The sequence below is a fragment of the Glutamicibacter nicotianae genome (assembly GCF_002797775.1).
GTDB classification, from domain to species: domain Bacteria; phylum Actinomycetota; class Actinomycetes; order Actinomycetales; family Micrococcaceae; genus Glutamicibacter; species Glutamicibacter nicotianae.
On record NZ_PGEY01000001.1, the window covers coordinates 3,303,607 to 3,327,071 of the forward strand.

General features: G+C 60.8%; 23 protein-coding genes. 11 read left to right on the plus strand and 12 right to left on the minus strand.

Annotated features, from left to right (window positions below; genetic code table 11):
• Positions 1-10 precede the first annotated feature (10 nt).
• Both ATK23_RS15370 and ATK23_RS15375 read right to left on the minus strand, forming a co-directional pair.
• Positions 11-625 (minus strand): hypothetical protein, encoded by a 615-nt coding sequence (locus ATK23_RS15370; RefSeq protein ID WP_066143842.1) that lies wholly within the window; start codon positions 623-625, stop codon positions 11-13.
• 124 nt (positions 626-749) lie between these two features.
• Entirely contained in the window at positions 750-1,457 is a 708-nt protein-coding gene (locus tag ATK23_RS15375; protein ID WP_083515688.1) for a TetR/AcrR family transcriptional regulator, read from the minus strand.
• 356 nt (positions 1,458-1,813) lie between these two features.
• Between ATK23_RS15375 and ATK23_RS15380 the strand changes: the two genes are divergently transcribed.
• Both ATK23_RS15380 and ATK23_RS15385 read left to right on the plus strand, forming a co-directional pair.
• Entirely contained in the window at positions 1,814-2,524 is a 711-nt protein-coding gene (locus ATK23_RS15380) for a queuosine precursor transporter (RefSeq protein WP_066143848.1), read from the plus strand.
• Between the two features lie 155 nt (positions 2,525-2,679).
• Complete coding sequence (locus ATK23_RS15385; RefSeq protein WP_245858524.1) at positions 2,680-2,790, plus strand: GNAT family N-acetyltransferase; 111 nt, start codon at positions 2,680-2,682, stop codon at positions 2,788-2,790.
• A 79-nt stretch (positions 2,791-2,869) separates the two neighbouring features.
• Here the strand turns inward: ATK23_RS15385 and tgt are convergent, their stop codons facing one another.
• Complete coding sequence (tgt, locus tag ATK23_RS15390; RefSeq protein WP_038992496.1) at positions 2,870-4,168, minus strand: tRNA guanosine(34) transglycosylase Tgt; 1,299 nt, start codon at positions 4,166-4,168, stop codon at positions 2,870-2,872.
• 132 nt (positions 4,169-4,300) lie between these two features.
• Between tgt and ATK23_RS15395 the strand changes: the two genes are divergently transcribed.
• A complete protein-coding gene (locus ATK23_RS15395) occupies positions 4,301-5,398 on the plus strand; it encodes an FUSC family protein (protein WP_066143851.1) in 1,098 nt (365 codons plus the stop codon).
• Here ATK23_RS15395 and ATK23_RS15400 read toward each other — a convergent pair.
• On the minus strand, positions 5,395-5,934 hold the full coding sequence (locus ATK23_RS15400; protein WP_038992495.1) for an NUDIX hydrolase family protein: 540 nt from the start codon (positions 5,932-5,934) through the stop codon (positions 5,395-5,397). The two genes, ATK23_RS15395 and ATK23_RS15400, sit on opposite strands and share 4 nt — an antisense overlap.
• 209 nt (positions 5,935-6,143) lie before the next feature.
• On the opposite strand from ATK23_RS15400, the gene ATK23_RS15405 reads away from it, so the two are divergent.
• On the plus strand, positions 6,144-7,592 hold the full coding sequence (locus tag ATK23_RS15405; protein ID WP_066144150.1) for an MDR family MFS transporter: 1,449 nt from the start codon (positions 6,144-6,146) through the stop codon (positions 7,590-7,592).
• Between the two features lie 138 nt (positions 7,593-7,730).
• Complete coding sequence (locus tag ATK23_RS15410; protein ID WP_066143853.1) at positions 7,731-8,507, plus strand: SDR family NAD(P)-dependent oxidoreductase; 777 nt, start codon at positions 7,731-7,733, stop codon at positions 8,505-8,507.
• A 25-nt stretch (positions 8,508-8,532) separates the two neighbouring features.
• On the opposite strand, the gene ATK23_RS15415 is transcribed toward ATK23_RS15410, so the two are convergent.
• From ATK23_RS15415 to ATK23_RS15425, 3 genes are all read right to left on the minus strand, one after another.
• Positions 8,533-9,432 carry a hypothetical protein gene (locus ATK23_RS15415; RefSeq protein ID WP_066143855.1) on the minus strand — a complete coding sequence of 300 codons (900 nt, stop codon included), beginning with the start codon at positions 9,430-9,432 and terminating at the stop codon, positions 8,533-8,535.
• 72 nt (positions 9,433-9,504) lie between these two features.
• Positions 9,505-10,521 carry a pseudouridine synthase gene (locus tag ATK23_RS15420; protein WP_066143859.1) on the minus strand — a complete coding sequence of 339 codons (1,017 nt, stop codon included), beginning with the start codon at positions 10,519-10,521 and terminating at the stop codon, positions 9,505-9,507.
• A 52-nt stretch (positions 10,522-10,573) separates the two neighbouring features.
• Positions 10,574-11,404 (minus strand): DNA-formamidopyrimidine glycosylase family protein, encoded by an 831-nt coding sequence (locus ATK23_RS15425; protein WP_066143861.1) that lies wholly within the window; start codon positions 11,402-11,404, stop codon positions 10,574-10,576.
• 90 nt (positions 11,405-11,494) lie between these two features.
• Here ATK23_RS15425 and ATK23_RS15430 point away from each other — a divergent pair, with 90 nt between their 5' ends.
• Positions 11,495-11,974: a MaoC/PaaZ C-terminal domain-containing protein gene (locus ATK23_RS15430; protein ID WP_066143863.1), complete on the plus strand. Its 480-nt coding sequence runs from the start codon at positions 11,495-11,497 to the stop codon at positions 11,972-11,974.
• Between the two features lie 25 nt (positions 11,975-11,999).
• Here ATK23_RS15430 and ATK23_RS15435 read toward each other — a convergent pair whose 3' ends face one another.
• From ATK23_RS15435 to ATK23_RS15445, 3 genes are all read right to left on the minus strand, one after another.
• Positions 12,000-16,667: an ATP-dependent helicase gene (locus ATK23_RS15435; protein ID WP_066143868.1), complete on the minus strand. Its 4,668-nt coding sequence runs from the start codon at positions 16,665-16,667 to the stop codon at positions 12,000-12,002.
• 181 nt (positions 16,668-16,848) lie between these two features.
• Complete coding sequence (locus ATK23_RS15440; protein WP_211286084.1) at positions 16,849-17,529, minus strand: Fic family protein; 681 nt, start codon at positions 17,527-17,529, stop codon at positions 16,849-16,851.
• A 271-nt stretch (positions 17,530-17,800) separates the two neighbouring features.
• Positions 17,801-17,995: a recombinase family protein gene (locus ATK23_RS15445; protein WP_322787553.1), complete on the minus strand. Its 195-nt coding sequence runs from the start codon at positions 17,993-17,995 to the stop codon at positions 17,801-17,803.
• A gap of 419 nt (positions 17,996-18,414) precedes the next feature.
• Here ATK23_RS15445 and ATK23_RS16420 point away from each other — a divergent pair, with 419 nt between their 5' ends.
• The 5 genes from ATK23_RS16420 (at position 18,415) to ATK23_RS15465 (ending at position 21,838) form a co-directional block, all read left to right on the plus strand.
• Positions 18,415-18,912, plus strand: coding sequence for a hypothetical protein (locus tag ATK23_RS16420; protein WP_157066423.1), 498 nt, complete (start codon positions 18,415-18,417; stop codon positions 18,910-18,912).
• A 1-nt stretch (position 18,913) separates the two neighbouring features.
• A complete protein-coding gene (locus ATK23_RS15450) occupies positions 18,914-19,975 on the plus strand; it encodes a protein kinase domain-containing protein (RefSeq protein ID WP_083515690.1) in 1,062 nt (353 codons plus the stop codon).
• Positions 19,976-20,197: 222 nt separating this feature from the next.
• Positions 20,198-20,506, plus strand: coding sequence for a type II toxin-antitoxin system Phd/YefM family antitoxin (locus ATK23_RS15455; RefSeq protein WP_066143870.1), 309 nt, complete (start codon positions 20,198-20,200; stop codon positions 20,504-20,506).
• The gene (locus tag ATK23_RS15460; protein WP_066143873.1) at positions 20,503-21,090 is read left to right on the plus strand and encodes a type II toxin-antitoxin system RelE family toxin; all 588 of its coding nucleotides are present in this window, start codon (positions 20,503-20,505) and stop codon (positions 21,088-21,090) included. Before ATK23_RS15455 ends, ATK23_RS15460 begins: the two co-directional genes overlap by 4 nt.
• Before the next feature lie 121 nt (positions 21,091-21,211).
• Positions 21,212-21,838, plus strand: coding sequence for a helicase associated domain-containing protein (locus ATK23_RS15465; RefSeq protein WP_100339300.1), 627 nt, complete (start codon positions 21,212-21,214; stop codon positions 21,836-21,838).
• Between the two features lie 217 nt (positions 21,839-22,055).
• Here the strand turns inward: ATK23_RS15465 and ATK23_RS15470 are convergent, their stop codons facing one another.
• Together ATK23_RS15470 and ATK23_RS15475 are read right to left on the minus strand one after the other, a co-directional pair.
• Complete coding sequence (locus tag ATK23_RS15470) at positions 22,056-23,096, minus strand: LacI family DNA-binding transcriptional regulator (protein ID WP_083515691.1); 1,041 nt, start codon at positions 23,094-23,096, stop codon at positions 22,056-22,058.
• A 38-nt stretch (positions 23,097-23,134) separates the two neighbouring features.
• Positions 23,135-23,464 (minus strand): hypothetical protein, encoded by a 330-nt coding sequence (locus ATK23_RS15475; protein ID WP_053799185.1) that lies wholly within the window; start codon positions 23,462-23,464, stop codon positions 23,135-23,137.
• Position 23,465: the final 1 nt, after the last annotated feature.

The following is a 23,465-nucleotide window of genomic DNA, read 5'->3' on the forward strand; positions in this document are numbered from 1 at the left end:
GGGAATGGGTTTAGTCGTGCTGCCAGAAGCTGAGCGTTGTTGCCTTGGACCAGCCTTCTGGAAGCTGCTGGGCATGTTCTGCGGTGGCCACCAGCAGCAGCCAAGGCAGTCCATGGCCGAACGCGGCGCCAGCGAAGTTTGCCAGCACTGCACGGCGGGCCGTATCGGGATCTGCAGGAGAGAAAAGGTCCGGGTCGGTGAGCAAGCCGTAGTTCTCGCCGTAGCGCATGCGTCCTCGGGCTACCGGGCGGTCGAAGTCGGTCACCTCGACGACGTCGTAGTTGTCCATGGGAGCTTCGAAAAGCCCGGATGTGTCGGCGAGCTTGACTACCTGCTCGACATCGTCAGGCTTGCCGGCCAGCAGGTGCATGGTCGTGCTTTGCTGCCAGCCTGCCTTGGCGAGTTCTGCAGCGGTGCTGTCGTTGGGCGGGCCCAAGAGGATCAAGCGCTGCGCATCCTTTGGCACTGCCCAGGAAGCATCAGGCCAGTAGCGGAGGATTTCCACGTCCTCGCCGTCCTGGTTGACCGAGCGAATCTCATGCTGGTTCGGGAAAGAAGCAATGCGATCACGCAGCGTGGCGTAGTCGTGGGTCCAGCTTGGCAGTGCTCGTGCCGTTGCGCTCATAGTGCTGCGCTCTCCTTTGGTTCGCTAGGGATCACCTATCGGCATCTTTGACTTTACGCCTTAACCCGCGGTGATACGGAACTCTGTGTCTGGGTGTTTGCCAGCTAGCGCGATGCGCAGCATTTCAGGAGGCCTTGGGCCTTCTTAGCTGGGCAGGCGTCGACTCGGCTGCCGCGGCGAGTTCTGCTGGTTCGGGATCCATCAGTGCGAGGACATCTTCAAAGAGCGAGCGCACCACGGGCAAACGGCAGAGCACGGCAAACTTGGCGGCAACCGGTGCCATATTCTTCATCAGCAGCCTGGAGCGGCGCTGCTGCGGCGACTGGTCGAAGGCCCATGCGGAGAAGATCTGGCGGGAGACGAGCAGCAGGAACTTCGGCAGATCCCGTCGGATGCCCATTGGCGGCAATGGGCGGGATCCGGCAACGACTTTCTCCCAGAGCTCCAACTCGATGCGCGAGATCTCGTCGTTGCCCATGTCGCGCGAGAGTATCAAGCGCAGGAATGCCGGCCCGAAATCGTGATACTGGGCCAACGCTTCGACGCCCGAATCGAGCACGGCGCGGATATTGGCTTCGAGCGTGTTGCCTTCATTGAGCATTCCCGAACATTGCTCATATTGCTCCCTGCGCAGGTTGAGCAGCAGTTGGGCAACGATGTCCTCTTTGGACTTGAAGTAGTAGTAGGCATGTGACAGGGAAACCCCTGCCTTCGCGGCAATGGCACGCATGCTCGAGGCCTTATACCCATCCTTGGCAAAGCACTCCAAAGCAGTAGCCAAGAGCTTGGCTTGGGTCTGCTGACCTTTTTCGGTGCGGGGTTGCGTTGTCATAGGGCCTTTGAACGGAAAGCGGTTGGATTCGATTCTAGCAATTATTTGAACGCGTTCAAAAAAGGAAAAATTTAACGCTCAAGTACGGGAGAGCGGTCACTGCTCCATTTGTTTCCTCGAATTCATAGTCCGAAGAGTGGCTAGTGAGATATGAATTTCAGAAAATCCTGATTCTCGAAACATGGTTGGCGGGCAACAGGTGAGAACTTGGCCCCAGCTGTGCGTGGGATACTTGTTGCGTAAGTGCTAATACAGCGGGACAGTGCGTAGGCATGCAACCCCACCCTGTTGATTCATGGGTCGGGCCGTGCCATGAGGACGATGTTCTGGCGAACCACTTTGACAAGGAAAATTTCATGGGCGATTCCACCGCCGGCAACAATTTGATCCGAACCAAGAACGCGGTATTCGCTTCTTCGGGTTCCCCCTACTTCTCCACTGTGCTCACGTTGATGGGCGCTGTCGTGATTCTCTCGAACATCGGCGCCTCCAAAGGCGTCAGCTTCGGACCGCTCATCACCGATGGCGGCTTCTTCCTCTTCCCGCTGGCCTACATCCTGGGCGACGTCATTTCGGAAGTGTATGGATTGAAGGCAGCCCGCCGTTCGATCCTCGTGACGTTCATCTTGGCATTCTTCGCGGTGTTCTGCTTCTGGATCATGATCCAGCTGCCGGCAGCCGAGTTCTACGACGGGCAGGAAGCTCTTGAACGCACGCTGGGCCCGATCTGGCAGATCGTCGTCGCCTCGGCCTGCGGCTTCCTGGTGGGCCAGTTCGCCAATTCATGGGTGCTGGTCAAACTCAAGGAACGTTCCGGCGAGCGTGGACTGATTCTCCGGCTTATCGGTTCCAGCGGTGTTGGAGAATTCCTGGATACCCTGATCTTCTGCGCCATTGCCGCGCCGGTGATCGGCATCGCCGATGTACCGAGCTTCATCAATTATGTGGTGGTGGGCTTCATCTACAAGACTGCAGTGGAAATCCTGTTCGTTCCGGTGACCTCAATGGTCATCAAATGGTTCAAGAAGCGCGAGCCCGGCTACAGCCAAACGGCTGTCGAAAGCTGATCATCCTGTGGGCATCATCCGTGAGAGCGATGCCCGCAGCTGTATCCGGACATTAGAGTCGAGGATATGCAGGCAGGTCAAGACGACACATTCGAGCTGGAAACCAGGGGCCTGGCTATCGGCTATCCCGGTTCCAGCTCAGCGCCCAGACCCAGCTGGAGGGCTGGTACGGGAAGTTCGGGTTCCAGCGTTCCGGGGAAGACTATGACGACGACGGGATCATGCATTTGCCGATGATCCGCGCAGGGCAGCGCATTCCAGCTTAGAAAAGACCAAAGCATCGGTTTTCCGTGCGCTAGCTGACGCGTGGAGAACCGATGCCTTGGCTGTTCTTGCAGTCCTTGCCTACTGGGTAACCGGCTGGCCCTGCGGATCGGGCTTGCCAGCGTAGTAGCTGGAGAGCACCTTGTCCTTCAGTTCGAAGAAGGTTCCGTCTTCGATGGCCTGGCGCGCGGACTCGACCAGCGAAACAGTGAACTGCTCATTGTGGATGGAAATCAACGTGTGGCTGAGCAGTTCCTTGGACTTGTACAGGTGGTGGATGTAGGCACGGGTGAAGTTTCTGCAGGCATAGCACTCGCACCCTTCCACCAGTGGGGTGAAGTCGCGCTTGTAGCGTGCACCTGAAAGGTTGAAGCGGCCCCAGGGGGTATAGAACGCCGAGTTGCGGGCCACGCGGGTGGGCGAGACGCAGTCAAAGGTGTCAGCGCCGTTCTCAATGGCGGTGAAGATGTCATCCGGCTCGGAAATGCCCAGCAGGTGGCGTGGCTTGTTCTCGGGCAGTTCTTCGGCGCACCAGCCGACGATGGTTCCCAGGTTCTCCTTTTCCAAGGCGCCGCCGATGCCGAAGCCGTCGAAGGCCATGGCTCCCAGATCCTGGCAGGCCTTGCGGCGCAGGTCTTCGTACTGGGCGCCCTGGATGACTCCGAACAGCGCCTGGTAATCCTTGCCCGCCCGGGAATCTGTCAGGGCGAAGTGCTCGGCAATGCAGCGCTCGGCCCAGCGCCGGGTGCGCTCCAGGGACTCGACCTGGTAGCCGCGGGAATTCTGCAGGGTGGTCAGCTCGTCGAAGGCGAACATGATGTCCGCGCCGATCTGGTGCTGCACGCCCATGGAGATCTCAGGGGAGAAGCGGTGCTTGGTGCCGTCGAGGTGGGACTTGAACCAGACGCCGTCCTCATCCACATTGGCCAGGCGTTCCTTGCCCGGAGCCACAGCATCATCCGGACCCGACTGGTCGACGGACTTCATGTCGATGACCTTCTTGAAGCCCGAACCCAGGCTCATGACCTGGAATCCGCCCGAATCGGTGAAGGTTGGACCTTCCCAGCCCATGAACTTGCCCAGGCCGCCGGCCTCATCGAGGATGTCCGCCCCCGGCTGCAAGTACAGGTGGTAGGCATTGGACAGCACTGCCTGCGCGCCAAGCTCCTCGACCTGAACGGGGGTGACCGCCTTGACGGTGGCTTTGGTGCCTACGGCAATGAACGCTGGCGTCTTGATTTCGCCGTGCGGGGTACGGATCACGCCGGTACGCCCGAGCATCGGGGAACCGTCTTCAGCGGTCAGCCGGGTTCCGACTTCAAAGCCGAATTCGTTCTGGCGGGCATGCGGGGCACTGGGGTCAAAGTTCTTTTCGGGCACGTAACAAGTTTGCCGTATTAATTGCGCGGTGAGGAAAACGACAGGGTCAATGTGCGCCAAAACCTAACGTGTCACAAGGCAAAGCGCGAATAATGGGCATACGTGTTGTGTCCAACGCGACGGAAGGAAGATGTGGCCCTGCAGAATCTGAAGGAGTCCGCCAAGGCGCTGGTGACGCTGGGGCCTGCCCGCAAAGACCACTGGATCGGCTTGCGCACTGGCGTAGGTGTTTTTGCGCCACTGCTTGCCCTTTTCGCGATTGACCGGCTGGACCTGGTGGTCTTTGCCGTTTTCGGTGCCTTCACCGGCGTGTATGGGCGCGTGGATGGCTACTGGAACCGCTTGCGGATGCAGGTCCGTTCCGGTGCCTTGTTCTTCGCGGTGATTGCCTTGGCGCTGGCCGTTTCCCACTGGTGGATCGACCATTCGGACCCCGGGATCAAGCAGTGGCAAGTCGTTGGCGCGACGACCCTCGTTGCCGGTGCCTGTTCGGTGCTGGTCGGTTTCATGCGGTTGCGGCCTGGCGGTTCGCTGTTCCACATCTTCGCTTTTGCGGCGATTGCCTCGATTCCTGGGCCCGCGCCCTTTGGCGAGGCCCTGCTCGTGGCGGGCTTAACGATCTTGCTGTCGATAGCCATCGGCGCTGCCGGGGCGCTCGGGCAGTGGACCAGCCTGTGGAAGCGCACCCCGTTGCCGCCGCTGTCGGATAACGTCCGCAAAGCCATCTGGTGGGAAGGGCTGTTCTATATCCTGACGGCCGGCGTCGCCGGTGCCCTGGCCAATACCTTGGGCAACAGCCTGGAAGCCGGGCACAACTACTGGGCGATGGTGGCTGCGGTGGTTCCCCTGGTTGGGCACACCACTAGCCTGCGCATCCGGCGCGGCGTGCACCGTATGCTCGGCACCTTGGTGGGGGTGATCCTGATGGCGATCTTGATCTTCCTGAATCCGCAGGTGTGGATCCTGCTTGCCTTCATCGGCTTCTGCCAGTTCATGGCCGAGCTGCTGGTCATGCGCAACTACTTCTTGGCGCAGGTCTTCATTACCCCGATGGCGCTTGTCGGCGTCTCGCTGGCCACAGGCCTGAGCGGCTCGGTGATGTACGACCGCGTGGTCGAAACACTGATCGGCTGCATCGTGGGCATGCTCGGCGTGCTCTTGGGAAGCTGGGTCGGATCGATCTTCAAGCGTCGTCAGGGAATCGTCCCCAAGGGCGGAAAACAGAACTAGATATTCACTCCGACGTGGGCTAATGCCTGACGGAGAATATTTTCACGGCCACCCGCGAACTCGCCCTGGATATCCGAGCTGAGCGCTTCGGTTGGCGAAAGCCAGGTCAGTTCCAAGGCGTCGGAGCGCGGGCTGGTCTCGCCGCGGACCGGCACGATGTAGCACATGGACACTGCGTGCTGGCGATCATCGGTCAGGCCGGTTTCGCTCGGCGCCGGGAAGTACTCGGCAACGGTGAATGGCACCGGTGAGGCCGGAAGCTGCGGCAGCACCATGGTGCCCAGATCCTTTTCGATGTGGCGGATCAACGCTGCGCGAATGGTCTCGCGGTACATCACCCGGCCCGAAACGAAGGTGCGCAGCATGCGGCCATCGTCATCGCCGGTCAGCAGCAGGCCCACCTCGTTGACATAGCCCAGTGGATCCAGGCGCACGGGAATGGCCTCGACGTAGAGCATCGGCAGGCGCTGGCGTGCCTCGTAGAGGTCTTCCTCGGAGAGCCATCCAGGGTATGGGTCAGGTGTGCGCACGTTCATGGTTCTATCTTGGTACACAAACCCTCGACATTCCATGAGGCTGGATCTGTGTTGCCGAACTCACTGATGCGGATTTCCCGCAACCCTAGTGCGCCGCATTCCCAAGCGATAAAATCGGTAGAGCTATTTGAATTTCTAGTCCGGCGAACAGCTGCAGGCATCAAATGGCATTTCCTTTTTCCGAATCCTCGTGGAAGCAGATTCCTGCCGTGACGAACGCTCCAGAACGACTGAGCAAACAGAATTTCACCACGATTGCGGTGCTGATTGTTTCCAGCTTCGTGGTCATCCTGAACGAAACCATCATGAACGTGGCTCTGCCTGTGCTCATGGTTGAATTCAATGTCACCGCTGACGCAATCCAGTGGCTGTCAACCATCTTCATGCTGACCATGGCCGTGGTCATTCCGATGACCGGCTTCTTGCTGCAGCGGCTGAGCATACGCAATGTCTTCGTCTTGGCGATGGGCCTATTCACCCTCGGCACCCTGCTGGCTGCACTCGCGCCGGGTCTGGGCGTCCTGCTGCTGGCCCGTGTCATCCAGGCCAGCGGCACCGCCATCATGATGCCGCTGCTGATGACCACCATTTTGCATCTGGTCCCGGCCGAGCGCCGCGGCGTGCTGATGGGCAACGTCTCCATCGTGATTTCCGTAGCTCCGGCCATCGGCCCGACGCTCTCCGGCCTGATCCTGCAGTTCCTCTCGTGGCGCTTCATGTTCATCGTGATCATCCCGATTGCGGTAGCAGCCCTGCTGATTGGTACCCCGCGGCTGTCCAAGGACGTCGACGGCGCCTCGGCTCCGCTGTCCATTCCTTCCTTGATCCTGGCGATCCCTGGATTCGGCGGCCTGGTCTACGGACTGAGCGGCCTCTCGGCAGGAATCACCCCGCTGAACCTGGGCATCCTGGTCGGCGCGGTCCTGTGCCTGGTCGCCTTCGTCTTCCTGCAGCTGAACCTGCAGAAGGAGGACAAGGCGCTGCTGGATTTGCGTCCGCTGAACTACAAGGATTTCACCCTTTCGCTGGTGCTGATGATGTTCTCGATGATCTCGCTGTTCGGCGTGATTATCCTGTTGCCGATGTTCTTCACCAGCGTGCTGGGCATTGAGACCCTGACCACCGGCCTGATCATGCTTCCGGGCGGACTGCTGATGGGCATCCTGGCACCGATGGTCGGCAAGCTCTACGACAAGGTCGGCGCCCGTCCGCTGATCGTTCCCGGCGCCGTGGTGCTTCTGGTGTCCCTGCTTGGTTACGCCATGATCCTGAACGCGGATACCCCGATTTGGCTGCTGGTTGTCATGCACCTGGTGATGAGCTTGGGCCTGGCCTTCATCTTCACCCCGGCGTTCACCACTGCGCTGAACCCGTTGCCGCACAGCCTGCACTCGCATGGTTCGGCCCTGCTGTCCACCTTGCAGCAGTTGGCTGGCGCCATGGGGACCGCGCTGCTCGTTGGCGTTGTCGCCGCGGCCACCGCCTCGAAGATCGCGGACGGCGTCGACCCGCTAACCGCTTCGGTTGAAGGCTTCCAGCCTGGCTTCCTGGTTGGTGCTGCTTGCAGCGTGGGCATCGTGGTCATCGGCTTCCTGCTCGGCGGGAAGAACAAGTCCGTTGCCGCTGAAGCCGAACCTGCAAAGGTTCCGAGCCACTAGGCAGCGGAAGCGTACGAGAGCCGCTGGATCCCATCATGGGATCCAGCGGTTTCTCCGTGCCTGCTGGCAAGCTTCTTCGCCTGGGCGCAACTGGCCAGTAATGTAGATCACAGGTTCACTGTCTACGAAGGAGCAAGCATGCAGTTGCAGGATTCAGTCGTTCTCGTCACCGGCGGCCTGTCGGGATTGGGGCGTGCCACGGCGCACACGCTGGCCGCCCGGGCCAAGCACGTGGTGGTGCTCGACCTGCCGCGCGAGGACGGCGATGAAATTGCGGCTGAGATCGGGTCGAATGTCCGCTTCGTGCCTGCCGATGTCACCGACGCGCAGCAGGTGGCCGCCGGCATCGAACGTGCCAAGGAACTGGGCACCCTGCGCGTGCTGGTCAATTGCGCCGGCGTTGCGACACCTGGCAAGGTGCTGGGCCGTGACGGGGTGCTGCCGCTGGAACGCTTCGCCAAGGTGCTGGACATCAATGTCAACGGCACCTTCAACGTGATCCGCCTGGCCGCAGAAGCCATGGCGCATAGCGAAGCGCTGAACGACGAGCAGGGAACCACCGAACGCGGCGTCATCATCAACACCGCGTCGGTGGCCGCCTTTGACGGCCAGATCGGACAGCCCGCCTACGCGGCGTCCAAGGGAGCCGTAGCCGCGATGACCCTTCCCCTGGCCCGAGAGCTGGCAAGCCACCAGATCCGCGTCATGACCATCGCGCCGGGCATTTTCCATACGCCGATGATGGCAGGATTGCCGCAGGCAGCCCAGGACTCGCTCGGTGCCCAGGTGCCGCATCCATCGCGCTTGGGACGTCCGGAAGAATACGCGGCTTTGGTGGAGCATATCGTGGCCAATCCGATGCTCAACGGCGAAACCATTCGCCTTGATGGCGCCATCCGCATGGCACCGCGTTAAGCATTTGTGGCGGGCGTGGCAGAACCTAGAATTCTACGGTTTTGCCGCGCTGCGCCCGGTGCTCGGCATGGCTGATCTGGAACCGGCGGTTCTCGGCCATCAGGAACACCAGCAGGGCCATGAAGATCCAGACCGCGCAGACCCACAGCGGCGCTGAATCTTTCAGCCAGCCCTGGATGGCGGCAGCAATCATGCAGATCCCGTAGCCGCTGGCCAGCGCATGGCGGCCGCGCTCCGAATGGGCGAAAGCGCCGGCGGCCACCGAGATTCCGGCAGTTATCAGGGCGGCCTGGATTCCGTGCTCGCCGTCATGCCAGCCGGCCGCGGCAAACCACAGCTGCAGGGCGTAAACCATGCTGGCACCTGCAAAGAAGCTGATCGGGGCGTCGGTGGCCCAACGCTCCAAGCGGTTGCGCGCAGTATTCTTGTTCAGCTGCAGTACGCCGTACAGGGAGAGCAGCGAAGCGATGGTCGCCAGGATGGCAGCGCCGACGGGCATGAAGCCGGACGCCAGGGTGATGGCGCACGCCATCAACGCTGTTGCCGGGATCGAGTAGATGGAAATGATCCGCTGGCGCCGGGCCGACAGCTGGTCGCTGCGCAGCGAGAACGCTGCGCTGAGGACCAGCGCGATGGCAAGTGCCGGCCACAGCACCGAGTGCACCAGGCTGGTATCCAGCAAGCTGGCTTGGGCTCGTGCATGCAATCCGGAAGACAACGCCAACGTGGTCAGCAACAGCAGCAGGCCCGAAGCGCCCAGCAGATATCCGCGGATCTTGTCGAAGGGCTCCACCACAGGGTTGGGGCAATGATCCGGAGGTGCATAGGGCAACTCGAAGGAGGTCCGTTCGCTGGCCGATGCCATGGCGGAACGGGCCGAGGCCACGAGGGAATCAAGTTGCGGGGTCGACTCGTGTTCGGCCATCTTGCCTTCATCCTTATGTGTCACGGGATATTGGGCACCAGCTTAGGCCAGTTCCTCCCACATGAGAAGGGGTTATTGAACTGAAGGGGCTTCCGCCAGCCGTTGCTCACTGCTGAAGCTGCGTTCGGCGCCGGTCAACGGATCGGTGAAGGAAATGGTGTGCGCCAGCAGCTGCAGCGGGCGCCGGTAGTCATCAGGAGCCAGATCCCACAGCCGTGGATAGAACGCATCATTGATGATGCCCAGGCCCAGGGAAGCCAAGTGGATCCGCAACTGATGGGTCTTGCCCGAATGCGGTTCCAGATCCATCAAGGCAACCTCGGTCCCGGAATGGAAACCATGGCTGGTTCCAATGGTCTCGACCTTGATCAGGGTCTGGGCATTCGGCTCGCCTTCTTCCACAATTGAACGCAGCTGGCCCTTGACCTTGGACATCCGGTTTTCGAAAACGAGCGGCATGCGCTGCAGCAGATCGCGCAGTTCTGTTTCGGTTTTGACCTCCGAATGCCCGCCGTTGGGTTGCAGCACGCGTCCGGTTTCCAGTCCTTCACCGGGTTGCAGGGCGACGACCGCCTTGTAGCGCTTGGCAATTTCCCGGCGCTCGAAAAGCATCTGGTAGGCACCTCGGGTCTGCGGATTCACCGCGAAAAGAATGACGCCGGCGGTGGCACGGTCCAGCCGGTGCATCGGCACCAGGTCGTCGATGCCGGTCTGGTTGCGCAAGCGCACCAGCGCGGATTCCTGGATGAAGCGTCCACCGGGTGTGGTGGGGAGGAAGTGCGGCTTGTCCACGACCAGCAGGTGTTCGTCCTGGTGCAGGATTCTGGCCTCGAAGGGGATCGGGGTTTCTTCCGGCAAGGAGCGGTAGTACCAAATGAATTCATGCTCGCCCAGGGGAGTCTGGCGGGTGAGCGGAGTGCCGCCCAGGCCAACGATTTGCTGCTCATCGAAGCGGCGCAGAATGCCCTCGGGATCGACATGGCCAAAGCGTTCGAGCAGATAATCGGCGACAGTTGCCCATGAACCGGTCCGCGGGAGTCGAAGCCGAGTTGCATTGACGCCGTTGCGAACGGGAAGCGGGGATTCCATAGCCATATGGGATATTCTCCCATCTTTGCCGGGAGCACGCTGATCCGCGGCCTCAGCTGCGCGGTGCCGGCTGGCAGGACGGGCAGAGGTAGCAGTCGCGTTCCAGCCCCGAGTCCTCGGCGGCGATCTTCAAGACCTGGATGGTGGTGCCGCAGCGAAGGCAGGGCTTGCTGGCGCGTCCATACACCCAATAGGGTTCGCGGGCGCGCGCCAGGCCGGTGGTGACCCGGCGCGGCCGGTCCTTGTTGACCTCCAGCAGGCGCCGGGACATCTCGATGACTTTCTCCAGGCCCACCACCTGCCCCACCAGAGTGAGCGGATGCAGCCGGGTGAGGAACAGGACCTCGCTGCGGTAGATGTTGCCGACCCCGGCCATCAGCCGTTGGTCCAGCAGCGCCTCGCCGATGCCGCGCTGCGGCTGCGCGCGGAAGTTCGCGGCCGCCTGCTGCGCATCCCAATCCGTGCCGAGCAGGTCCGGGCCCAGATGGCCAACAAGTTCCTGCTCGTCGGCGGTGGGCACGAGCTTGACCTGGGCGATGTCGAATCCGACCGCGGTGATCCCGGTGAATTGCAGCACCACACGGGCAGTGTGGGCGGGGCGCTTGAAACGGTCGCCGGAGCCGTAGAGGTCCCAGCGGCCCTCCATCAACAGGTGCGAATGCAGGGTTAGGGGAGGATGGTTGAAGGCAGGGTCTGGGTCCGTGGGCGGATGCAGACGCACCAGCAGGTGCTTGCCGCGCGGGACGACTTCGGACACCATGTACCCGGCCAGGTCCACGGTGGACAGCGACGGAACCCGGAAGTCCGAGCGAACGATGGTTTTTCCGGCCAGCGCGCGGTGCAGCCGGGCGGTGGCCCGGTAGACGGAATCTCCTTCTGGCATGCATCCTCCCTCGAATCAATCCAGGAACCCATCGTACGGTGCGGACGTAACGAAGCGCAGTTCGCCGTAGCCGTCGCCTACGCTGGGCGCATGGGCATTGCAGCAACAGAACAGATCGAGCCGACCGAACCGACCATCTATGCCGAGGACTTGGCAGTCGGGGACGTAGTTGATTTGGGCTCGTACAAGATGACCGACGAGGATCTGCACGCGTTCGCCATGCAGTGGGATCCGCAGCGTTTCCACACCGACGCGGAGTTCGCGCAGCAGGGGCATTTCGGCGGCATCATCGCCAGCGGCATCCACTCGTTGGCGATCTTCCAGCGCCTGGCAGTGCTGGGAGCCTACCGGCACTGGTGGGTGGTGGCCGGAAGGGCGATGGAGAATATCCAGTTCCATGCTCCGGTGCGTCCCGGCATGGAACTGCACGGGCAACTGGAAATCACCGATATCCAGTTCAAGCGCGAGGACCGGGCCCTGGTGACTCTGCATGGCTCGCTCGGCTGCGATGGGCAGGTTCTCTTCGAGGTCACCAATGCTGCCTGGATCTGGGGCAGGGCGCGCAAGTAGCGCCGGTGCTTGACTGCGCTGCAGCTTAGCGCCGGAAGCGGATCCCCTGCGGGGTGGAATAGAATCCGGCCGCCAGCAGCGCGTGGGCGAGGGGGTGCTCAAGGACCGGCTCGCCGTTGACCGTGGCAATGGCCAGCTTGTCCACTGTCGCAGTGCGCAGCACGGCCACCAGATTTCCTGCCAGCAGCCGCCATGACTCTTCGCTTGGCTCGCCGAAAGCGAGCACAGTGCGCCCGCCGCGCTCCAGGTAGAGCGCCAATTCTCCGTCCAGCAGACCCACGATCGCCCCGGCCTTGCGCCCCGGGCGGTGCCCGGTCTGCGTGGCCGGCCACGGCAGGGCCGCGCCGTAGGGGTTGGCCGGGTCCGTGGAGGCGAGCACCACAGCCTGCGGCTGGCGCTGCGGGTCATCGGGCAGGGTGAAGGTGCGCAGCCGGTCGATGGTGTTGGCGGTGGAGAACTGCGCGGCGCCGAGCTTCTCGATGAAGTAGCCGCGGCGGGCATGGCCCTCCTCTTCCAGCTTGGACAGCACCCGGTAGAGCTGGCCGAAGCCGCCGGGCACGGATTCGGCGGCCACCGAACCGCGGGTGAGCACCCCGTAGCGTTCAAGCATGATTTCCGCGGTTGCATGCGCTGCGATGGTCGGGTCCAGCGCAGGGGCGGGCAGCAGCGACCAGCGGGCCGAGCCGCGGGTGTTGCGTGCCAGCTGTCCGGCCGTCTGTTCCCGGGCTAGCCGGGTAAGCCCGGATAGCCGATTCAGCCGGGCGGCACGGGCACGCGGCGCCGGCTTGGCGATCTTGTGCGCGGTGGTGCCGCCAGCCAGGTAGCCGCGCACCGGAGCGAGGGTGTCGGGGGAGATGAACCCCGCCCAGAACAGCTGCCAGCAGGCCTCGGTGATCTCCTGCTCGGTGGGCGGCAGCCCCTCTTCCGAGTGCAGCCGGGCGGCGAGTTCCTGCACGAAGTAGGCCCCGGTAGCGTCGAAGGAATCAAGCACCCGGCGGGCCAGCGACTCCAGCTGGGATATGTCCGGGGCTGGCAGGCTCAGCGAGGCGAACTCTGCGGTGTGCAGCGAAAGCCAGCCGTCCTTGCCGCCGGCGGCCCCGGCCCCGCAGATCAGCACGTCCCCGCTGCTGGTCAGCTCATCGAGCCACGATGCCTGGTAGCCGTGCAACCTGGCGGGCAGGATGAATGATTCCAGCGCCGAGGCAGGAACTTCAACCCCTGCCAGCTGGGTCAGCACCTCGTAGAGCCCGTCGCTGCCTTCCAGCCGGGACCCCACCTGCTGCCAGGCGGGCAGGAAACGTCCGAACGTTGGCTGGTCCACCGGCTCCACCTCGGCGCGCAACGCGGCCAGCGAACGGGTGCGGATGGTGCGCAACACCGAAACATCGCAGTATTCATCCCCGCTGATTCCAGGCGGGATCAGCTCCACCGGACGGAACGCCCCCAGCGACAGGCGGCCGGCCGCCACCAGCTGGTCGAGCACCGGGCGCAGCACCGCGACGCCCAGGCCGAGCGCGGCGGACAGCTCGGACAGCGTGAACGGGGCATGGGTGCGGGTGAAGCGGGACACCAGGTCCTCGATTGGCTGTGCCGCCGGTTCAAGGAAGGCGGTGGGGATGCCGGTGGGCAGCGGGGTGCCCAGGGCATCGCGCAGCTTGCCCGCGTCCTCGATGGCCGCATAGGCCAGCTGCCCGGCCACCCGCAGGGTGAAGGCGCGGCGGGTGGCCACCAGGGATTCTGCATGGTCCCGTGCGGACTCGGCATCAAGGGCTTGCTGCTCATCGTCCGGGGAGCGCAGGCGCTGTGCCAATTGTTCTGCACTCAGCGGGCCGAGCAGGCGCAACAGGTCCGCGGCGCCCTCCATCCCGGATAGCCGGCGTTTCGGCGCCAGGTGCTGCAGTTGCTGTTCGAGGGCGGCGATGACCTGCGGGTCGAGGATTTCGCGCACATCGTTGCGGCCCAGCAGTTCGCCGAGCAGGACCGGGTCCAGGCTCAGCGCGGCGGCGCGGCGTTCGGCCAGCGGGGCGTCGGTCTCATAGAGGAACTGGGCCACGTAGCCGAAGAGCAGCGATTGGGCGAAGGGCGAGGGAAGCTCGGTGGTGACTTCCACCAGCCGGATGGCGCGGGAGGAGACCTGGCCCAGGATCTCGGTCAGGGCCGGCAGGTCGTAGACGTCGTTCAGGCACTCGCGCACGGTCTCCAGGATGATCGGGAAATCCGGGTAGTTGCGGGCCACGTCCAGCAGCTGGCTGGCCCGCTGGCGCTGCTGCCACAGCGGGGTGCGCTTGGTCGGGTTGATCCTCGGCAGCAGCAGGGCGCGGGCCGCGCATTCGCGGAATCGCGCGGCGAACAGTGCCGAGTTGGCCACCTGCGAGGTGACCACGTCCACGATCTCATCGGCCTCGAAGGCGAAGAGGTCGGCACCCGGCGGCTCATCATCCATGGCCGGGATGCGCAGCACGATACCGTCATCCGCGGCCATCGCAGAGGCGTCCAGGCCCCAGCGTTCGCGCACGCGCGCCCCGATGGCCAGCGCCCACGGGGCGTGCACCGCCAGGCCGAAGGGCGAATGCAGGATGACCCGCCAGTCGCCCAGCTCATCGTGGAAGCGTTCCACTACGAAGTTCTGGTGGTTGGGCACCTGCCCGGTGGCCTGGCGCTGCTCGCCCAGGTAGTTCAGCAGGTTCTCGGCCGCGAAGGGATCCAGCCCGTGCTCGCGCAGCGCGGCGGCGGAGGCGCTGCGCTCGCCGGCCAGCAGCCCGGTAGTGAATTCGCCCAGCGCCGCTCCGAGTTCCACCGGGCGGCCCAGCCCGTCGCCGTGCCAGAAGGGCAGCTTGCCGGGCTGGCCGAAGGCCGGGGTGACCAGCACCCTGTCGTGGGTGATGTCCTCGATGCGCCAGCTGGTGGCGCCCAGCGCGAACACGTCGCCCACGCGGGACTCGTAGACCATTTCCTCGTCGAGCTCGCCCACCCGCTTGGGGGCCTTGTCATCCTCGGATCCCGCAAGGAAGACGCCGAACAGCCCGCGGTCCGGGATGGTGCCACCGGAAATCACCGCGAGGCGCTGGGCGCCGGGGCGGGCGCTGAGCATTCCGGCATCGCGGTCCCAGATCAGCCGCGGCTTGAGGGTGGCGAACTCGTCCGACGGGTATTTGCCCGCCATCATGTCCAAGGTCGCCAGGTACACGCTGCGCGGCAGCTGCTGGTAGGGCGCGGCCCTGCGCACGGTGTCGTACCACGCTTCGACCTCAAGGTCCTCCATGGCCACCGCGGCCAAGGTCTGCTGGGCCAGGACATCGAGCGGGTTGGCCGGCATGGCCATTTTCTCGATCTTGCCTTCACGCATGCGGGTGACCACCAGTGCGGTAGAGAGCAGGTCCGCGCGGTGCTTGGGGAAGAAGATGCCCTGGGAGACCGAGCCGACCTGGTGACCGGCACGGCCCACGCGCTGCAGCCCGGAAGAGACCGAATTGGGTGATTCGACCTGGATCACCAGATCCACCAGGCCCATGTCGATGCCCAGTTCCAGCGAGCTGGTGGCCACCACGGCGCGCAGCTTGCCCAGTTTCAGGTCCTCTTCGATCGCCGCGCGGGCATCCTTGGAGACCGAGCCGTGGTGGGCTCGGGCGAGCAGCGGTGCCTCAGGGTGCGCGGCGGCGGTGGATCCGGCCTGGGCCATCAGCACTGCCGGGGTGGATGTGGAAGTATCCTCGGCACTGAACCCCTCGCGTTCGGCATAGATCTCGTTCAGCCGCCCGGTCAGGCGTTCGGCCAAGCGACGGGAGTTGGCGAAGATGATCGTGGAGCGGTTCTCCAGCACCAGATCCACCAGCTGGTTTTCCACGTGCGGCCAGATGCTGGCTGAGGCCGCCGGGGAGGAACCGGGTCCCAGGTCGTGGGCGCCGGCCGCCGACGGCAAGTCGGTCATGTCCTCGACCGGGACCCGCACCGCGAGCTCCCACTTCTTGGTGGATTTCGGGCGCACGATATTTACTGGTGCCGAGCCTGCCAGGAACCGGGCGACTTCTTCGGGCGGTTCCACAGTGGCCGAGAGCCCGATGCGCTGGGCCGGGGCAGCAAGCATCGCGTCGAGCCGCTCCAGGGAAAGGGCCAGGTGGGTGCCGCGCTTGGTATTGGCGATGGCGTGGACCTCGTCGATGATGACGGTATGCACCTGGTCCAAGGTTTTGCGGGCCTGGCTGGTGAGCATCAGGTACAGCGACTCGGGCGTGGTGATCAGGATGTCGGGTGGGTCCTTGAGCAGCTTGCGCCGGTCATTGGCCGGGGTATCTCCCGAGCGCACGCCCACGGTGACCGATGGCTGGGAGAGCCCCATCTCGTGGGCGGTGGAGCGGATGCCGGCCAGGGGTGAGCGCAGGTTGCGCTCCACGTCAACGCCCAGGGCTTTCAGCGGAGAGATATAGAGGACCTTGGTTCCGGTGCCTGCCGGATGGTCGGCATCGGATTCCATGCCGGGCAGCGCCGGCGCGTCGGGTTCCGCATGGTGCAGCCGGTCCAGGGCCCAGAGGAACGCGGCCAGGGTCTTGCCTGACCCGGTGGGGGCGATGACCAGCGTGTGCTTCCCGTCGGAGATGGATTCCCAGGCGCCGCTCTGCGCCACCGTGGGCGCCGAGAAGACGTCGGTGAACCACTTGCGGGTGGCCGCACCAAACCGGGAAAGCACATCACTCATGGAATCGATACTACGTTCTGGACTCGACAGTTCGGGGACTTCACTAGTTCAAACGAATACGGTGCAAATTCGCGTCGTGGTTCCTGCAAGTCTCGGGGAAGCGAAAATTGCCGCTTGATGCCGCCAGTAGCCCTGAAATCGATGAAACTGGACTGCCGGCGTGGATGCTCAATCGCTTCCTCTACCGGCGCCTTTTAGCTCTGGCCACGAATTCGTCTAGCCCCCTCACAACATCCTTGGTTACCCAAATGCGATTGCGTTTCCTGTTCGTGATTTGCACGAGGATCCCGGCATCAACCAGGTGGTTAATAGCAATCTGCACATTGACGGTCGTGATCCCAAGTTCTGCGGCAGCGGATGAGCTGTCGATGACTGGTTGGCGAAGCAGGATGCTCACTAGCCGATTCGCTGCCGAATCCCGTCGTTCTTTGACCTGTTCTCGCCATTGCTTCTGGACAGTGTCAAGATCGTTTACCAGAAGCCGGCGATTGCTGATCGCCGCGAAAGAAGCGTTGGCGGCTGCTGCTGCTATCGGCGCGATGTCTCCGGAACGGTAAGAATCCAGTGCGTTGAAGTAGCTGGTGGTGTCGTGGAGCAAGCCGGCAGAGACCGGCTCGGTGACACTGCGCGTCAATTGCGTACCGCGCAGTATTGCCTGGATCAGCGCCCGGCCAACCCTGCCGTTGCCGTCAGGAAACGGGTGAATCGTCTCGAACTGGGCATGAGCGATTGCTGTCTGCACGAGGATTGGAAGATCGACACGATTGGCGAACTTAACCAAGTCGTCCATGAGTTCGGCAACTCGCTCATGATGCGGGGGAACGGACTGGGCTGCATGAGGGCTTAGATTCCCTCCGTCAATCCAGACTTGCTGGTCGCCCTATTGCCTCATGATGTTGGGATTGATTTCTTCCAGCAGAGCACGGTGCGTCGCCAAGTTGTCATGTTGAACAATAGCCTTCGACGGTGCAAGTGCCGCTTGCATGGCCCTGACATTTTTCATTGCTATGACCAATGCCAGAGGTGTGGAAGCCCGGTCTCTTCGCATAAAGGAGTACCTCATATTTCTATTGCCAAGTGCGGTGGCCACATCTTGCCGCAAGCTATATCTGCTACATCCGGCCTTCCACGAGCTAATCTAGCTCGGGCCGAGATTTGAGGGCGCCGGAAGCGGTGTCGGTGAAAATGCGATAACAACCGGCTTTGGTGAGTGCGCCGAGCTGAAGTTGCGCGTCTTGGTTACCTGTGGAGACTCTGGCGTATCCGAGGAGGTATCCCATGGTTTGAAATGTATCAATACTCGTCTCGCGGTCATAGTTTCGATGCATAGTTTGTGAGACTGAGTTTTGCGACGAAGTGGCACTAGAAATCCGTTGAGTTTTCAACTCTCGAAGATTTTCCGCCCAGAAGACAGGATGGTGTGTCACAAACGAACGTTTTAGATACCATCTCGAAACGTATCGCAACCCTTGAGATGCAAGATTTAACCACGACGATTTGGAACATCACGACGGGTGACCAAACACAATGTACTGAGGTCGCTTGCCTACGGTCTGGCGAGATCCGGTGTCCACGAAGACGCAAGATTACACTCGCGGCCACCGTGATAGCGGTACCCGTCGCCGTCTTACCTATCTCGAAAGGCCGTGGTTACCACAAGAAATGGCTGTATTGAACAGGGAATGATCCTCGAGTAAATCGGGCACCAAATTACCCTTTAATCCATAAGAGCTGAAAAGATGTGGTCATGATTTCAATCGGAGTAAGCATTAAAGGTTCAGATCTGTACTTGGCGGCCATCACCTACTCAAAGGAGGAGGGGCACTATCAAAGTGCGTTGCCAGGATCATTTGGAAAATTATCCCCAAGTACAAACCTTGCAGGCGAAGTTCAGCTGCTCGATACCAAGAAACGCATTGGCGCGGACATTCGAGAATGGGACGCGACTGCGGTGACACTGCTAGACACAGCAAAGTATTCGCAATGGACATACTCCCATGCACAAAACCGGATCCTGTCGATTGGCGCACTAATGATCGCATGCGCTGAGGAAGCTGTTATCTACAATGTGGTAAAACCATCAGCTGTTGGTCGCGCAGTAAGTTCACCGAAACTCGATTCCATCGATCCTCAGATTTTCGGGTTCACTGAAAAACCTACGTACTGGAGCGCAGGGCTGGGTGAAGCGTTTGCTGTCGCTTCAGTGTGTTTACAGCAAAGTTCATCAAAACCCATGGGAGGCTGAAATGTCTGGTGTAGTGCATCGACTTCCTTACGAAGCAATAGTCAGTATGCCAGAGGGAATCAACGAGGTACGCCTATACCGGGATGAAATCCTAAACTGTGAGGTGGTCGGAAAACGCCTTGATCTTTCGATGGTTGACGAAAAAACGTTGCCAGAAGCTAGTACGCTCAAGAGCATCTCTCATCCCAACGTGGTGACAGTCCGTAGCGCATCGCATGTAGACGGATATGTGAATGACCCCACGATGCGGATTATCGAAATAGTCACGGACTATTATCCGCGAGGAAGTATTACAGATGCGCTGTTGAGAGGAGACAGCTTTTCGGGAGGCGAAGCGGTAGCTATCGTTCGTAATGCTCTTAGTGGCCTACGAGAGTTACATACGAAGCATCGGATTTGTCATAGGGACATTAAGAGCGGAAACATACTTCTGACTGAGCCGCCGATACATTCTTTAATAGCAGACTTAGGAGTGGCAGGACTTTTCGACCTAAATGGAGAAGTTGAGGCTGTAAATAATCCCACTTTATACAGTCCACCTGAACTTTTCACGACAGGTATTCTAACTGCAGGGAGTGACCTTTTTTCGATGGGTCTGGTTCTTCGCGAGCTTGTCGGGGGGCGTTTCCCTTATGAAGAATACACGCGCGAAGGAGTAATCAATGCTCTGCAGCGGGGTAAGATTCCTCTGTCATCGCAAGATCTCCGACTACCCCTATGGGCGCCAAAAGCTCTCCGAAGGGTTTATTCAAAAACACTCCAAAGTGATCCAAGCAAACGTTTCACCTCCGCGAAAGATATGGATCTCGCTCTTTCTAAAGTCAGAATTGCTTCGTGGAAGCAAACCGATGAGTCGTCGTGGGAAGCCCGGAAAAACGTGGACGATAATATTTGCATCCGAGTTGACGCAAAAAAGACGGCGTCTGGGCTGAAAATGTCGGTGCGGTCAAACCGTTCGGGTAAATTTCGACGTTTTCAAGGTAATCCCGATGTTCAAGTTCCCTCACTTGAATCGAAAGAAGCCCAGGAAGTTTTTGATTCAGCTAATTCCTGCGCATTCTAAAATATCGTGCTGCTCAATGCACGAGAGAAGTGAAGAGACGCAGTTGGTCAACCGGCGGCGGGGGTCCATCGTGCATCTGATGCAATAATTGCTGTTCTACTTTACATAACGGAGGTTATCGGCTTCTAATCCAGGGGAGCGGAAGTGCCGTCGAGTGCAACGAGCGAGCCTGATAGCTCGGGCGTGATTGGAATTCTAGGCAGAAATCTATATAGTTTTTGTATGACTACTCTGAGTATCACTGAAGCTTCGCGCTCCGGCCTTTCGGCGTTGGTGGCAGCAGCTGAAGAAGGGCGCGATACGGCGTTGTCACGGCACGGCAAGGTCGTAGCCGAAGTGGTGTCAGCCCAGGAAATCGCTCAGCTGCGCCAGGACCGGGAGACACTTCGCGATGCTGCATTGGTCATGGCCCGCTTCGCCACCGATAGCGGCGTACGCTCAACCCTCGATCAAGCCATGGAATTCTTCAACTTAGACCGTGCAGAGCTTGAAGCGGAAAATGCCGAAGAAGCTAAGTCAGAGGATTCGTGAATTCATCTGAAGACCGGTTGTGCATTGTCCGGCTGACTGAAGACGCAGTGGCCGACCTGCACCGTCTTCACAAGATAGACCCCCAGATCGTCCGCGCGGTGTTCAAGAAAATGCTGCTGCTGGAAAAGTCACCCGAAGCCGACGAACCCCTGCTTGGCGCCCTGGTTGGTTTTCGGAAGCTAGTTGTCGGCGACCGGGATTGGCGCATCGTTTGGCGCATCACCGAAGACGCCTCCGGTACACCCATGCTCGATATCTCCGAAATCTGGGCCGTAGGCGCCCGTTCAGATGGCGAAGTCTACGATGAGCTCACCTCACGGGTTGCACGCATGGGCAATAACCCCAAGATTCGACCTTTGAAGGACGTTATCGTCCAGATGGGCCGGCTCTACGAATCGGTTGAGGCAACAGCAGGGCCCGACCGCACATCGCCCCTTCCTGAATGGATGATTAGTGCATTAAAGGATCAGCTGCAACTTTCCGATCGAGAAATCCTTGGCCTTACGGAGCAGCAGGCCAAGAACGGCTTATGGCGTACTGGTCCCGTACATCCGAAAACTAAATCTCCTGCCGCCACCCTCTGAGACCTGCACTCCCCAAAGGAGACTATCGCGCTGGACGGGCATGCAGAATCCTGAACGATAATACACCACCACTTGCCAAGAATCCGCACCCAGTGTTCATCGCGTACGGTATCTTAAGCCCATGACCAGCCGGAAGATCTCAAGGCACCCCGAATGGGACCAGATGCTGCTTGCCGGGATCACTGTGCGGGAAATCGCCGAACTTTGCCACCGTGGTCCTGCTACCATCCATTACCACCTGCGGCGACGCGATCATTATGAACCCGGCTTCCGGGCCAAGCACGAAACTGCAGTGGCTGCGCGCAATAAGAACAGGCCCTCGAGCACATGGCGGCGTCAGGCAAAAGAATTAGCAGCATCCCACGCTGAGCGCAAAAGGCTTCCGCGCAGTACCGGCGACCAGACCGAACGTTCCTTGAACCACTGGCTAGCTGCACAGCGCAAAGAGCTCCAGTCCGGTCAATTGCCTGCGGCTAAAATCATGCATCTGCAAGACGTTCCCGACTGGCATATCGACCCTCGGCAACGCGAACCCGACGAACGATGGAGCGAGCGTTTCGAGGCTCTCGTCCAGTATGTTGCGGAGTACGAGCAGTTCCCGCGATACCGGACCTATACATCTGAAGCGGAACGTTCCTTAGGTGTCTGCCTGCATAACCAGCATCAGCGCCGGGCCAAAGGGAAACTTGCAGCATGGCGGCGTAATGCCCTGGATCACGAGTTCGCCGGATGGCGAAGTTACGCGTGATCGTGCCGCAGGGTGACGAGAATTCGAACTCGGTGAACCATATCCGGTTAATTCTCGCGTGTTCCGGGTATTTTCCCCAGAAATATCCAGAGATTCCCGAACCTTACGTTTTCCAAGCGTAGCTGGCAGGGTCCTATTCGAGACTGGCCAAACATGGACCATGCAATTTAATTGTCGCCCTGACGTAAGAGACAGTTTCTAACTGACGGATTTGAAGTTAAGTTGTTCGTTCAGCTAATACAGCACTGCTAGCGCGCACCTTGAGCTCTGGACGGATCAGTCTTCGTATACGTGGCCCTGAAGCTCCTGCTACTCGTTGAAGCAAGGTAGCTACCGCCAATTCTCCGACTAATGTTGCAGGCAGGTCTACGGTGCTGAGGGCAGGCGAGACCCACTCAGCAAAGGGAAGTCCCCCATATCCAACAACCATTACTTCCTCTGGCACACGCCGGCCCGATTCCTGCAGCGCTTTGAGAGCGCCAAGGGCAAAGAAGTCATCCCCAGTTATTACCGCGTCGTACGTGCGGTCCTCGCTAAGGCGATCGTTCACAATAAGGAATGCTTCGTGAGCCCGCCACTGGGGGCCAGTATTCTCAAAACGTCTGGTCTGTACATCTGCGAAGTCCACAGTGGCATGAGGGGGCTCCTCTAGGGCTCGTCTGATCCCCGACTTCCTGGCTTCCACTGTGCTGATCGCCAGATTCTCATCGATACTGAGGATCCTTTTCGCACCCGAGCCGATAAGGTGTCTTGCGGCTGCATAGCTTCCTGCTTCACTGTCCACGCCGATGAAATCGGTTGGGCTTTCAGCAATTTCACGAGTTGTTGCAACAACTGGGATTCCTGCTGCCTGTACAGCAGCCCAAGGATGGCTCCGCCCTTGGACGGGTATAGCAATGACACCGCTTGGTCGGGAAGCGATGATTTGCTCCGCAATCTGCTGCTCTTGCTCCGGCAGTTCCTCCGTCGCGTATAGATCCAGCGAGTATCCTGCTGCCCGCACTCCGGACTCGATCGCGGCTAAGAGCTGGGCTGCGAACGTGTGTGTTGCCGACGGCACTGTCACCGCGATGGTATCGACGCCGGTAGTCGGATGCTGTTGCGGGATAACGTACCCAACTTTAACCGCCTCGCTGAGGACAAGCTGGCGGGTTCGTTCACTTACTCCATCACGGCCTCGTAAGGCGCGCGAGACGGTATTGGGAGAAAGGCCAAGTGCAGTGGCGATGTCGTCCAATGTGTGACGAGTAGATTTCATTCCCGCTCCTCTCGCGCGCCTGAGTGCGCTCTAACTGATTATTCCTTAAGCACGAGGTAAACCCGTGTCAGGGGAGCCGAGGTAACTTCTTCCGGCGTGATGACGAGACGAAGCCAATGCCCGAAATCCCGCACAGAGGTGGTAATCACTCCCCTCATCTCGCCTACGGCTGGCTCGGACTCGTGATCGACCCAGGTCAGGCCATCGGCCGAGATCTGCGTCTTGGCTTGCACCCGGCCTGTATCGGACTCTAGGAATTGCACGAACCAGCGGGCTTCCGTCGCCCAGGCAGCTTCGAACGGTTCTGTTGCAATTTCTCCTTCAAGAACGACACCGCGTTCGAGGACTGCGGTTTGAGATTCACGCATG